This window comes from Actinoplanes sp. NPDC023801, assembly GCF_040639655.1.
In the GTDB taxonomy this organism is placed as follows: Bacteria; Actinomycetota; Actinomycetes; order Mycobacteriales; family Micromonosporaceae; genus Actinoplanes.
Genome location: NZ_JBFAAI010000037.1, coordinates 50,015 through 63,252, shown reverse-complemented (window position 1 = coordinate 63,252; position 13,238 = coordinate 50,015). Strand labels below are relative to the sequence as shown.

Annotated in this window: 10 protein-coding genes; 1 reads left to right on the top strand and 9 read right to left on the bottom strand. The window is 70.9% G+C overall.

Going from position 1 to position 13,238, the window contains the following annotated elements:
• Window positions 1-40 precede the first annotated feature (40 nt).
• The 9 genes from AB0G04_RS39395 to AB0G04_RS39355 all read right to left on the bottom strand — a co-directional run bounded on the left by AB0G04_RS39395 (window position 41) and on the right by AB0G04_RS39355 (window position 11,447).
• Window positions 41-685 (bottom strand): urease accessory UreF family protein, encoded by a 645-nt coding sequence (locus AB0G04_RS39395; RefSeq protein WP_360994208.1) that lies wholly within the window; start codon window positions 683-685, stop codon window positions 41-43.
• Between the two features lie 183 nt (window positions 686-868).
• Window positions 869-2,587, bottom strand: coding sequence for an urease subunit alpha (locus AB0G04_RS39390; RefSeq protein ID WP_360994205.1), 1,719 nt, complete (start codon window positions 2,585-2,587; stop codon window positions 869-871).
• Entirely contained in the window at window positions 2,584-2,994 is a 411-nt protein-coding gene (locus AB0G04_RS39385; RefSeq protein ID WP_360994202.1) for an urease subunit beta, read from the bottom strand. Before AB0G04_RS39385 ends, AB0G04_RS39390 begins: the two co-directional genes overlap by 4 nt.
• Complete coding sequence (locus AB0G04_RS39380) at window positions 2,991-3,293, bottom strand: urease subunit gamma (RefSeq protein WP_360994199.1); 303 nt, start codon at window positions 3,291-3,293, stop codon at window positions 2,991-2,993. Before AB0G04_RS39380 ends, AB0G04_RS39385 begins: the two co-directional genes overlap by 4 nt.
• Before the next feature lie 187 nt (window positions 3,294-3,480).
• On the bottom strand, window positions 3,481-5,511 hold the full coding sequence (locus AB0G04_RS39375; RefSeq protein WP_360994196.1) for an acyltransferase family protein: 2,031 nt from the start codon (window positions 5,509-5,511) through the stop codon (window positions 3,481-3,483).
• A gap of 620 nt (window positions 5,512-6,131) precedes the next feature.
• A complete protein-coding gene (locus AB0G04_RS39370; protein WP_360994193.1) occupies window positions 6,132-8,273 on the bottom strand; it encodes a protein kinase in 2,142 nt (713 codons plus the stop codon).
• A 71-nt stretch (window positions 8,274-8,344) separates the two neighbouring features.
• On the bottom strand, window positions 8,345-8,725 hold the full coding sequence (locus AB0G04_RS39365) for a RidA family protein (RefSeq protein ID WP_360994190.1): 381 nt from the start codon (window positions 8,723-8,725) through the stop codon (window positions 8,345-8,347).
• Entirely contained in the window at window positions 8,725-9,975 is a 1,251-nt protein-coding gene (locus AB0G04_RS39360) for an amidohydrolase/deacetylase family metallohydrolase (RefSeq protein WP_360994187.1), read from the bottom strand. The genes AB0G04_RS39365 and AB0G04_RS39360 overlap by 1 nt, the downstream gene beginning before the upstream one ends.
• Entirely contained in the window at window positions 9,972-11,447 is a 1,476-nt protein-coding gene (locus AB0G04_RS39355; RefSeq protein ID WP_360994185.1) for a MarR family transcriptional regulator, read from the bottom strand. The genes AB0G04_RS39360 and AB0G04_RS39355 overlap by 4 nt, the downstream gene beginning before the upstream one ends.
• A 120-nt stretch (window positions 11,448-11,567) precedes the next feature.
• Between AB0G04_RS39355 and AB0G04_RS39350 the strand changes: the two genes are divergently transcribed.
• Window positions 11,568-13,196 carry a beta-N-acetylhexosaminidase gene (locus tag AB0G04_RS39350; protein ID WP_360994182.1) on the top strand — a complete coding sequence of 543 codons (1,629 nt, stop codon included), beginning with the start codon at window positions 11,568-11,570 and terminating at the stop codon, window positions 13,194-13,196.
• The last annotated feature ends 42 nt before the right edge of the window (window positions 13,197-13,238 follow it).

Below are 13,238 nucleotides of genomic sequence, written 5' to 3'. Positions count from 1 at the left end.
GGAACCGCACCTCGTACGGCTCCTCACCTCGTACGGCTCCTCAGGAGGCGAAGAGCCGCACCTCCCAGGTGGCGTGGTGCTCGGCGCCGATGTCGAGCAGTGGAGCGCCCGCGGCCGGCAGATCGTCGACCGGGACGCCGGACCGTGCCGCGGCCTCCGCCGCGATCCGGTCACACTCAGGGGCGAGCCGCGCCAGGAGCGCGTGCACCGCGTACGGATCAAGGCCGAGAAGCCGGACCGCCGCACTCGCCGAGCCGGTCACCAGACCGTGCGCCGCAGCAATCGCGGCATCGGCGGGCGTCAGCCCGGCAGCCGCGGCCAGAACACCCAGCGCGACCGGCTGATGCGGCTCCCGGCCGATCGGAGCCAGCCGCCACATCGCCCGCCCGGCCCGCAGCAGTGCGCGACCTTGCGCCCGCGAGGCCTTGCGCAGCGCCGGCGACGGGGTGCGCGCGTCCAGACCGGCGTCGAGTTCGGCGCTCCGGGCGACATCGGCGCAGGCCGCCGCCGCGAAGGCCGCCGACACCAGACCGCCGGTGGCCAGCTTGCCGCGCAGGAAACCGTCCAGGCCGTGGAGGTCGCGTACCCGCCCCGCGGCGATCTGCGGCTCGAGCCCGCCGGAGTGCGCATGCCCGCCCGACGGCAGCCGCCCGTCCGCCAGCAGCAGCAACGTGGCAACACTCATGCCGGCACTCCCGTCCCCGCGCCTGCCGCCTCCGCCGCGCCCGCGGCCTCCGCACTGCCTGCCGCGCATGCCTTCCTGGCGATCGTGTGAGGTTCGGGTGGGACGTCCGACCTGAAACTCACCAGTTGGGCGGAGGGGGAGCGGTGGCGGAGGGCAGCCATGGCGCCGGGGCGGGGTGGCATGTCAGAAGAGGAAGTAGCGCTGGGCCATCGGGAGCACGTCGACCGGGTCGGGTTCGATGACCTGGCCGTCGATGCGCACCTCGAAGGTGTCAGCCTTCACCTCGATGCGCGGCATGGCGTTGTTGAGCGGCATGTCCGCCTTGCCGACCGAGCGGGTGTCGCTGACCGGGACCAGCGCCCGCCGGACACCGATCCGGTCGTTGAGCAGCGCGTCGATGGCTGCGGGAGCGACGAAGGCCAGTGACGTCTGTGCCGGGACGACACCGTAGGAGCCGAACATCGGGCGGGGCAGCATGGGCTGCGGCGTGGGGATGGAGGCGTTCGCGTCGCCCATCTGCGCGTAGGCGATCATGCCGCCCTTGATGACGAGCGCCGGCCGTACGCCGAAGAACGCCGGGTCCCAGAGGACGAGGTCGGCCAGTTTGCCGGGTTCGATCGAGCCGACCTGTTCGGCCATGCCGTGTGCGACAGCGGGGCAGATCGTGTACTTGGCGACGTACCGTTTGGCGCGGTTGTTGTCGGCGGCGCCGTCGCCGGGCAGGGCCCCGACGCGTGCCTTCATGACGTGCGCGGTCTGCCAGGTACGGGTGACGACCTCACCGACCCGCCCCATGGCCTGGGAGTCGGAGCCGATCATGCTGATCGCGCCGAGGTCGTGCAGGTAGTCCTCGGCCGCCATGGTCGAGGGCCGGATGCGGCTCTCGGCGAACGCCAGGTCCTCGGGGACCGCCGAGTTCAGGTGGTGGCAGACCATCAGCATGTCGAGGTGCTCGCTGAGGGTGTTGCGGGTGTACGGCCGGGTCGGGTTGGTCGACGACGGCAGGATGTTCGGTTGCGACGCGACCGTGATGATGTCCGGCGCGTGCCCGCCGCCCGCGCCTTCGGTGTGATAGGCGTGGATCGACCGGCCGGCGATGGCCCGCAGTGTCTCCTCGACGAATCCGGCCTCGTTGAGGGTGTCGGTGTGGATGGCGATCTGCACCCCGGAGGCGTCGGCCACGGTGAGGCAGGCGTCGATGGCGGCGGGTGTGGTGCCCCAGTCCTCGTGCAGTTTGAAGCCACCGGCGCCGCCACGCAGTTGTTCCCACAGGGAATCGGCGGACATCGTGTTGCCCTTGCCGAGCAGCAGCACGTTGATCGGCCAGGTGTCCAGCGATTCCAGCATCCGGGCCAGGTGCCAGGCGTTCGGGGTGACCGTGGTGGCCTTGGTGCCCTCGTCCGGGCCGGTGCCACCGCCGATGATGGTGGTGATGCCGGCGGCCAGGGCAGTGTCCAGGATGGTCGGGCTGATCAGGTGCACGTGGCTGTCGATCGCGCCGGCCGTGAGGATCTTGCCGTTGCCGGCCAGGATCTGGGTGCCGGGGCCGATGACCAGGTCGGGGTGCACGCCGTCCATGGTGTCCGGGTTGCCGGCCTTGCCGAGTGCGACGATCAGGCCGTCGCGGATGCCGACGTCGGCCTTGACGATGCCCCAGTGGTCGAGCACCACGACGCCGGTGATGACGGTGTCGGGGGCGCCCTCGGCGCGAGTGGCCCGGCCCTGGCCCATCGACTCACGGATCACCTTGCCGCCGCCGAAGACGACCTCGTCGCCGGGGACCGGCCCGGAGCTGCGGTCCTCTTCGATCTCGATCAGCAGGTCGGTGTCGGCGAGCCGGATCCGGTCGCCCTTGGTCGGGCCGAGCAGTGCCGCGTAGCGGCGACGGTCCAGTGTGCTCACCGGGGGCTCCCGTTGTGCTCGCCGGTACCTTCGTCCTCGTAGAGGGAACCGGCCGGCTCGATGTCGGTAAGGTCGGGTTCGGGTGGCGGCGGAGCCTGATCGAGCGGGCCGCCGGCCAGACCGCGCAGGCCGGGCACGATGCGGTTGCCGCCGAGCGCCACCAGGGTGACGTCGCGCGGGATGCCGGGCTCGAACCGGACCGACGTGCCGGCCGGGATGTTCAGCCGGTGCCCCCAGGCGGCCGTCCGGTCGAAATCCAGGGCCGCGTTCGACTCGGCGAAGTGGAAGTGCGATCCGACCTGCACCGGCCGGTCGCCGGTGTTGCGTACGGTCATGGCGATCGTGGCTTTCCCGGGGTTGATCTCGATGTCCCCGTCGCCGAAAAGGATCTCGCCGGGGATCGTCATGAGATCGGCCCGTGCACGGTGACGAGCTTGGTGCCGTCCGGGAACGTGGCCTCCACCTGCACCTCGGCCAGCATCTCGGGCACACCCTCCATGACGTCCCCGCGGGTGAGCACCCGCCGGCCGGCGTCCATCAGCTCGGCGACGGTCCGGCCGTCGCGCGCTCCTTCCAGGAGGAAGGCGGTGATGATGGCGGTGGCCTCCGGATAGTTGAGCTTCAAGCCGCGGTCGCGGCGACGCTGGGCGACGTCAGCCGCGACGTGGATGAGCAGTCGTTCCTGCTCGTGCTGGCTGAGGAACAAAGGGAACCTCCTGATCGCGCCCCGGAATGCTCGCAGGTGGAAGTTTCGGACATGTAACCGTCAGGTGCTGCCTGCCTGATCAAAACACGCCAACGGCCACGCCTCCATGTCCTTCGACGCGGTGGCGTGGCCGTTTCCGTTGTTCACCTGGGCAGGCGCGTTCTTCACCTGGGCAGCCGGGCGTTCCTCACCTGGGCAGTCGCGCGGAGAGCAGCGGGATCAGCATCGAGGCGTATTTCGTGGTGATGTGGTCGTCGTCGCGCCAGACCAGGATGTTGCCGACCACCGCGGGACAGGAATCCTCGGTGCAGAACCACGGCACCGGGTCGACCACCCGGACGCCGTGGGTGCGAGCGGTACGGTCGACGAGCACCTGCCGGGCGGGCAGCGCCACCGACTCGGCGGCCGGTGCCACGCACCGGGAGATCCGGCGGGAGTGTTCGGCGATGCATTCCGGCGCGTCGTGCCCCGGCCACGGCGTGTCCCGGATCTGCACCAGGGTGGTCTTCGGGCCCTTGACGGCGCGGAAGGTGGTGTCCCAGCCGGCCGCCCACAGCGGGTCGACGGTCGCGGCCGGGGCCGTGAGCCGGTTGCCGGCGTCGTTCAGCAGCGGGTTGCCGTCGTTGCCGCTGGACGAGACCACCACCAGGTACGGCTTGGCCTGCTTGATCTCGGCGAGGACCTGCTCGCGCCAGACCGGGCATTCGGTGTAGGCGCGCTTGAGGGCGGTGCTGAAGGTGCGCACCGACGCCGCGTGGCAGGCGCTCTTGGTGCGGACCATCAGCTTCCAGCCGCGCTGCCGGGCGATGGCGTCCATGGCCGGGAACCAGTGCGCCGCGTGCGAGTCGCCGAAGAGGTAGACGGTCCGTCTGCCGGCCGGGTCGCCGAAGGCGCAGGGGCCGGGCGCGACTGTCTCGAGGTACTCCAGGTGGCAGTTGACGGCGTAGTAGTCGGGTTTGTCCCGGCGCGCGGTCTCCACCTTGGGCGTGATGTTGACGGGCAGTTCGCCGGTGCCGACCGAGGCCGCGATGATCCGCTGGAGTTCGGCCTCCGGGCCGCCCGACGTGGCCACGATCCGCGCCGTGTCGACCGCCGGGGCGCCCTTGGCCAGCTGCGGCGGATTCATGATGCCGGCCTGCGCGACCAGTGCGGCCAGCGAGGAGAGCGCCAGGCCGGCGGCCAGACCGCGCCGGGCACGCGCCTTGACCCACGCCTGGTTCCGGGCCGGGTTCTCCACCAGGTGGTACGAGCCGATCGCCAGCAGCAGGGCGCCGGCAGCCAGGCCCAGGTTGAGAGGCACGTTCGGCTCGGTGTCCAGCATGTGCGGGACGATCATGAGGACCGGCCAGTGCCACAGATACCAGCTGTACGAGTACTTGCCGATCTGCTGGAACGGCCACGTGCCGAGGATCGCCACGGCGCCGCCGCGCGGGGCGGAGGTGCCACCCGCGATGATCGCGGCCGAGCCGAGCACCGGCAGCATCGCGGCGTAGCCGGGGAAGGCCGTCTCCTCGGTGTAGAGGAACGCCGAGACGACGACGGCTGCGAGACCACCCCACGTCAAACCCGCGGCCACGGTACGGGGGAGCGCGGCCAGCCGTACCGCGGCCACCGCGATCAGCGCGCCGACAGCGAGTTCCCAGGCGCGGGTGTGCGCCCCGAAGTAGGCCCACGGCGCCGACGACGCGGTCTGCAGGACGCTCACCGTCAGTGACACGGCGACGACCAGCACCAGGGTGATCACGACGGGCGCGCGCCGTTGGCCCCAGAGCAGCGCGAAGATCAGCAACAGGAGCGGCCAGACCAGGTAGAACTGCTCCTCGACGGCGAGCGACCAGAAGTGTTGCAGCGGGGACGGCTCGGCGTCGGCGTTCATGTACTGGACGCCCTCGTTCGCCAGGCGCCAGTTGATGCCGTAGAAGGTCGCGTAGATCGCGTCGGCGGCGATCGACTTGAACCGGGTGGCCGGGATCCACAGCCAGCTCGCGATCACCGTGACCAGCAGGACGACGGTGGACGCGGGCAGCAACCGGGTGGCGCGACGGGCATAGAAGGTGGCCAGGGACACGCGTCCCGTCCTGGTCAGCTCCTTGAGCAGCAGCGTGGTGATCAGAAACCCGGAGATGACGAAGAACACGTCGACGCCGACGTAGCCGCCCTCGAGGGCGCCGATGCCGGCGTGCGAAAGGACGACGAGTGTCACAGCGACCGCTCGCATACCTTCGATATCCGGTCGGAAACCTAGGTGTGCGGGCGCACTCGGCGGGCCGGATGCCGGCCGCGCACTGTGGAGTTGGGTGTCGTATGTGACCGACATGTCCTACCTAGTGATGAGTGACCGGCCGGGATCGGGGGCCGAGCTTACCTGCGCGGACACGCGTCTTCCACAGCCGGTTCATCACGACTTAATGGTGAGTTCGTCTCATTCCCGCGAGGCCACGCCGGCTGTCGATAGCTCGACCGCCACCGCGAAACCCGCGTCGTCGGCCTGACCGGAACCGATCAGTCTTCGCATCGTCCCGTTGACCTCGGTGTGCAGTAGTCCGCCGACCGGTGCGGCCGGGACGGCACCGGTGCGCTCGCCCTCGGTCGCGAGCGGGCCGGCGCCGCGCGGAACGGTGCAGAGGTGCGCTGGCCCGCCCCGTCGCGCTGGATGAAGTCGTCACCGATCAGGTGGCGCTGAGCGCGCGGAACTCGGACGCCGGATGTCGCCGTTGTTCGAGACGGGTCGTTACCCGCGCGACGTCCTCGCCTGATCTGCCGAACGGTGTGCGCCGTGTGCCCGGTTGCGTGCCTTTCCTTGCGGCCGGCCTTTGTTCTCGACCAGCTTCGCTCAGGTCAGCCGGCCTCGTTCTCGTCCGTTTCGTTCTCGTTCTCGTCCGGTGCCTCGGTTTCGGGCGGACTCGTAGTGGTCTGCTCCGGGGTGGGGGTCGTACCGGTTGTCGCCTCGCCGGCCGGCTCGGTGGTGGCCGGGGTCTCCTGGGCCGGCCGGGTAGCCGCCGGACTGGGTGACCGTGTGCCCGCATCCTGATTCCGCTCGGTCTTCTCCGGCTTGTCGGCGACCTCCCCGGCATTTGCGCCACCGGTCTTGGCCGACGACGAACGGCCGGCCGAAGTCGGCGGAGCTGCCGGCGCGTTCAATGTCGGTTTCAGATCGTTCACGAAAAGCTTGAAAGGGTCGGCGATCAGCAGCGTTCCCACGGCACCGAACAGGACGACGGCAGCAAGAACCAGAACCGGCAGAAGCCGCCGCTTCCGGGCGCCGGAGCCGGTGCCCGCGTCCGGAAGTGGCGAGTGCGGGCGGTCATCCGCCGCACTCGCCGCTGCCGGGATCACCGGCGTGGCCGGCCGGGCCCCTCTCGTTCCGTCACCAGTCCGTCCGCTGCCGGACTTGAAGGGGCCGGCTGTCGCGGTTCCCGGCACGGCTGCCATGGCTGATCTGTCGGGACGGACCTGCTGGGGTGCGGTTTCCGCTCCTGGACGGCCCGCAACGCTGCCGTCCGGCGTGCCGGTCCCGGTGGTCTCGGCGATCTCGGCCGCGTAGCCGCCGGCGCCGATACGTTGTGCGGTTGCGGGCAGTACTTCCGCGCCGCGAAATGCGTCGATCTGTGTGCCGGTCCCATCCCCGTCGATCTGTGTGCCGGTCCCATCACCGGGGTCGCGCGCATTGCCGGGGTCGCGCGCGTCGTCGTAGTTCTGCGCGTCCTCGTGGTGCGCGTCGCCGTGGTGGTGCCCGTCGTCGTAGGTCTGCGAGTCGTCGTCGTAGTCGCCCTCGTCCGAGGTGGCGTCGAGCACACTCATGCCCACCACGCCGATCCAGGGAGCACCAGCTTTGGTGGCGGCGAGCCCGTACCTGTCCCCGATCACGCCACTGCCGGACCGGGCATCCGATCCGGTCGTGCCGTCCACCGGGATGCCCAGCCGGGCGTTCCCGGCGTCCGATCCGGTCGTGGCCCGCACCGGGATGTCCGGGGCGGTGGCGTCGGGTTCCGGGATGCCCGCTCGGGTGTTCCCGTTTGCCGGATCGCCGGTTCCGGCGTCCGATCCGGTTGTGCCGTGCACCGGGATGTCCGGGGCGGTGGCGTCAAGTTCCGGGGTGTCCGGCCGGGCGTTCCCGTTCGCCGGATCGCCGGTTCCGGCCGCCCCAGCCGGTTGCCGGGTCATGCCGGTCGCCGCTGAGGTTGCCACCTGTGCCATGGAGCCCGCGGACGGGAAACGGTTCGCGGGGTTCTTGGCCATGGCGGTCCGTACCACCGCGCACACGTCGGCCGGGATGTCGTCCGGCAGCGGCGGCGGGTCCTCGTCCAGATGCTGCAGGGCGATGGCGATCGGGTTCGTGCCCTGGAACGGTGGGTGCCCGGCCAGGCAGTGATAGGCGAGGGCGCCCAGTGCGTAGACGTCCGCGGCCGGGCCGGTCTCCTGCCGGGCCACCTGCTCGGGAGCGATGTAGAGGGCGGTGCCCACGACCTCACCGGCGCCCGTGACGGTTCCGGAATGCGCGGACCGTGCCACCCCGAAGTCGACGAGCACCACCGTGCCGTCCGGTTCGACAAGGAGGTTGCCGGGCTTGACATCGCGGTGCACGATCCCGGCCTTGTGCGCTGCCTCCAACGCCTGGGCCGCCTGGGCGACGACGGACATCGTCTCGGACGGTGTCAGACGCCCACGCCGGGCGAGCATCCGGTTCAGCGGCTCTCCGTCGACGCGGGCCATGACCAGATAGGCGTCCTCGGCTTCGGTGCTGCCGAAGTCGTACACCGTGACGACACCCGGATGCCGTAGCGCCGCAAGGGCCCGCGCCTCATGCTGGAAGCGCCGTTGGAAGCCACGATCGGCCGCCCGGTCGGCGAGGAGAGTCTTGACCGCGACACCCCGCTTGAGGACGGTGTCGGTCGCCTGCCAGACCTCTCCCATGCCACCGGCGGCGATGCGATCGTCCAACCGGTAACGTCCGCCGAGCAACTCTCCGGGTTGAGGCATGGATCTCCCTCTACCCAGGAGAGCGCCCGGCTACCCGTGGCCACTCAGGCGCCGTGTCGAGGCGTGGTCGCTCAGGCGCCCGTGTACAGAACAGCGTCGATCTCGATGTCGAACCCCACGAGGGGAACCGGCAGTGTGGTGCGGACCGGCCGGTGCTCGCCCTTGATGTACTCCTGGTAGATCTCGTTCATCTCCGGGAAGTCGGCGAAGTCACGCAGATAGACGCCCACCCGGACGGCGTCGTCGAGGCTTGAGCCGGCCGCCTCCGCCACGGCGGCCAGGTTACGGAAGGCGGCGTGTGCCTGTTCGGCGAAGCTGCCGGTCACCCGAGTGCCGTCCGGCAGGGCCGGGATGGCGCCGGCGAGGTAGATCGTGTCGCCGGCAACTACGGCGTGCGAGTACGGGCCACCGGCCGGCGCCGCCTTGTCGGTCATCACAGCGCGCTTGGGCATCAGGAACTCCTCGGTTTCGTTCTCGGGAACTGTTCAGCCAGCCCGTCCACATCCACGAGTGGTGTGGCGAGCAGGGCACGGATATCGCGTTCGCGGCGGGACAGCGCCGCATGCTGGGCCTCGGTGAGCGGGATCCAGGGCGCTGGTGGGGCCGGCAGCCGTGCCGTGAGCAGGCGACCGCCCACATAGGTGGCCTCGTTCACCAGTCGCACCGGTGACACACGGACCTGCCGGTGGGCATCGACGACGGGGAACGGCTCGTCCCGTACCTCGAAGATCGCGATGTCGGCGGGGCCGCCGACCGTAAGGGTTCCGCCGGGCAGGCCCAAAGCTCGTGCGGGATGCGTGGTGACCGCCTCGACGACCTCAGGCAACGGGACTCCGGTGGCGAGAAGCTTCGCCATCGTGGTGGGCAGGTCGAAGACCGGACCGTGCAAGGAACGCGCGTGCAGGTCTGTGGAGACGGTGAACGGGCGCAGCCCGGCATCAAGTTGAGCCTCGAGCACGTCGAAGGCGAACCCTCCGGAACCGTGGCCCAGATCCAGCAGCACCCCTCGGCCGGCGGCTGCGCGCACTGCCGGGCCGAGCGGCGCGGCGATACCGCTCGCGCAGTGCGTCACGATGTCGCCGGGCCGGAGCAGGTCGAGAACCTCATCAAGGGCGGGTGGTGAACTACCGATGTGGACCATCACCGGCACGCCGCACGCCTCGGCCGCCGCCAGGCCGCGGCGCAGCGGCTCCACCCCGTTGGGGCCGACGGTCTCCGCGTCGATGCGCACCTTGATGCCGTGGATGAGATCCCGGTTGGCGCGGATCGTGTCGATCGCGAGTGCGGTGTCACAGTTCGCCAGGTCACGGCTCTCGCCGGTGCGCCCGGCGAGGCCGACCGCGGAGATGTTGAGCAGCGCCGGAACCCGCACCGCGGCAGCCGCGGCGACGTGCCGGAGGCCGGCCAGTGTGAAGGCGCCCGCCGATCCGGCGTCCACCCAGGTGGTGACACCGGAATACCAGGCGATCGGGTCGGGGTCGATGCCCCAGTAGCCGGGGCCCACGTGGGTGTGCAGATCGATCAGCCCCGGTGTGACCAGACGCCCGGAGACGTCGACGACCCGCTGCGCATGGGATCGGAGACCGGACCCGATCGCGGCGATGCGGCCGCCGGACACCGCGATGTCACCCTGTTCGGCGCCCGCCAGCACCAGGTCGTAGGTGATCCCGCCGGTGGTGGTGGGGTCCGGTTCCTGACTCATCGGGGTGTGCCGCCTTCCGGGGCGGACTGCGGGCCGGCAGCGAGGGTCGCCGCGATGGCCAGCCGGTAGAGGCGCGCCGGCCGGCCCTTCTGATGCGGCTGTGTGCTGCCGTCCCCGACGACCAGACCGGCGTCGGCAAGCTTGCGGATGAGCCGACGCCCGCTCGGATCGGTGATACCCAGTGAGTCGGCCAGCTCGCCGGGGGAGACCGGGCGGCCGCCCAATGATCTCTCCAGCGCGGAGAGCCGGGACAGCGTGGCCGGGCTCAGACCGGCCCGGCCGGCGAGTTGCTCAAGCCCGCCGTGCTGCCGATACGTATAGGTGAGCGGCGGGCCGGCGGCACCCATCGGGCCGATCATCACCCCGTCGTCGGTGATCAGGTATGCGGTGGCGGAGCCGTCCTGCTCGGCACGGTCGGCGGCCTGCTCGGCCAGAGCGACGCTGCGACGCGCGGACGGCCCGATGCCGAACCCGGCGAACGCCCCGGCGATCCGGCCGGTTCCCGCCGCCGTGGTGTCGGCCGGGATGGCGTCAGCCGGGACGGCGTCATCCGGAGCGGTGTCTGACGGAGCGATGTCTGACGGAGCGGTGCTTGCTCGAATGGTGCCTGCTGGAACGGCGTCTGACGGAACGATGCTGTCCGGGTCGGCAGCGGGATCGCTTCCGGCCCGGGTGTGCCAGGGACCGGGAGCCTTGACCCAGTGCCCGGTGATCTTCTCGAAGACGGCCGCCGGCGCGAATGCCACCACATCCCGGTCGCCGTGCTCCTCCACCCATGCGTCGGCCAGCTCGGGAACCTCCCGCAGCATCCTGCGCAGCGCGGCTCGGGTACCTGTGGCGGGGGACCGGAAGACCGCCGCCGCGAACCGCTGTTCGTCGGCGCGCTGCCGCCGGATCCGCAGGACCAGTTCATGCAGGTCAGCGCGGATCGTGCCGGGTGTGGCCAGGGCGTGCAGGACGGCGGCGCGGCCGTCGAGCGCAGAGGCGACACCGGTGCGCACGGTGATGACGTAAGGCGCGCCGGTACGGCAGAGGTGGTCACGATGGAAGGCGACCACCTCGTCGAGAGACTGGTCAGGGTCGAAGGGCATCGTCGCGATCGCCGGGCGATCGAGGTCAAGTGCCGCGGCGACCTCGTCGACCGTCTCGATGGCGAAGGTGTCGATGCTGACGGGTGTGGCCGGCCATCCGTTTCCACGTGCCCGCGCCCATGCCAGTGCCAGGTCGAGAGCTGCGGACCGGGTGACCGAGACCGGCAGGCCGGCCGGAATCAGATCACGTGCCCGCGACCATGGAACGAGCCCAAGCAGCAGACCGTCGACGTCGCCGGCCGCCAGGAGCTCGCTGACGCGGTCGCGGATCTGATCCTCCCGCTCGTAGACCGCCCACGCGAACGAGACGCCGGTGAGCGTGCGCGCCGCCTCGGCGAAACGCTCGCGGTGGCCGGTCTGGACCACCAATCCGATGACCATCCCGTCTCCTCCGGCGCCGGTTGCACTTCTGGATCGTGTCACTTGTGGTTCGAGCACTTGTGGTTCGTAAGTGGCTCGTATTAGCGTCCTCCATAACGCTCACCGGGTCAAGGAGGCGTCATGAACGAGCTACTTACGAGCATCGTGCCGCTTCCCCGGTCGATCACCGCGTCGAGCGGCGTGTTCACGTTCGACGCGACGACGGCCCTGACACCCGGTCCCGGCACCGAGCGGGTGGCCGACTGGTTGCGCGGCGCCCTCGGGCCCGCCACCGGTGCCTCGCTGATGCCCGGTGCCGGCGGTATCCGGCTCCGGATCGATCCCGGGTTGCCGGCCGAGGGATACACGCTCGAGATCAGCACATCCGGGGCCGGCATCGCGGGCGGTTCCGCCTCCGGCGTCTTCTACGGCGCTCAGACACTGCGCCAGCTGCTCCCGCCGGCGACGTTGCGCCGGGGCCGTGTGACCTCCGGCCCGTGGGAGGTGCCCGCCCTGCTGATCGTCGACGAGCCGCGGTTCACCTGGCGCGGCGTCCTTCTCGACGTGGCCCGCCACTTCATGCCGCTGCCCGACGTGTTGCGGCTCATCGACCTGGCCGCGTTCCACAAGCTCAACGTGCTCCACCTGCACCTCACCGACGACCAGGGCTGGCGGTTCGAGGTTCCGGGCCGGCCCCGTCTCACCGAGGTGGGCGCCTGGCGGCCGACGACCATGCTCGGCTCACGCGGTCACGAGCGTTACGACGGGCGCCCGCACGGTGGCTTCTACACCACCGACGACCTGCGCGAGATCGTCGCCTATGCGGCCGACCGGCACATCACCGTGATCCCCGAGGCCGACATGCCCGGCCACATGCAGGCCGCCATCGCCGCCTATCCGGAGCTCGGCAACGGCTTCGACGGGCCGGTCCGGACCGCCTGGGGCATCTCCGAGCACGTCCTCCAGCTCGGCCCCGAGGGACTCGACTTCTGCCGCGCGGTCCTCGACCACCTCTGTGACATCTTCCCCGGCGAGCTGATCGGCATCGGCGGCGACGAGTGCCCGGCCACCGAGTGGGAGACGAGCCCGTCCGCGCTGGAGCGGGTCCGTTCCGAGGGCCTGGCCGGCGCGCACGAGCTGCAGCGCTGGTTCACCGGCCGGATGGCCGAGCACCTGGCCGGTCGTGGCCGGCGACTCTTCGGCTGGGACGAGATCCTCGCCGGCGGTGCGCCACCCGGGGCGGTGGTGGCGGCCTGGCGCGGCCACGAGCCGGCCGGGCACGCAATCCGGGCCGGTCACCAGGTGGTCGCCTGCCCTGACATCACGGTTTACCTCGACTACCGGCAGTCCGACGATCCGGGCGAGCCGACACCGGTCGGCACCAGGCTCACTCTCGCCGACGTGCATGCCTTCGAGCCGGTCCCGCCCGGGCTCGGCGCGGCCGAGATGGGCCTGGTCCTCGGTGGCCAGGCCAACATCTGGACCGAACACCTGGAGTCCGCCCGCCGGGTCGACTATCAGGCGTTCCCGCGACTGTGCGCGTTCGCCGAAGCGGTCTGGGGCCCGGCCGAGCGTGATTTCGCGGGCTTCTCCGCACGGCTGCCCGGCCACCTGGCCCGGCTCGACGCGCTCGGGGTCAACTATCGACCGCTGACCGGACCGCGGCCATGGGATGCCAGGCCCGACGCACCCGGCAACCCCCGGACCCTTCCCGACCGCCTCGCCGAACTGCACGAGATGACCGCTGACCTGCGTCGGGAGCGGCGGTGACGGCAGCGGCAGCCCGGGGCGCCGGAGTGACGGGCGTGGCAG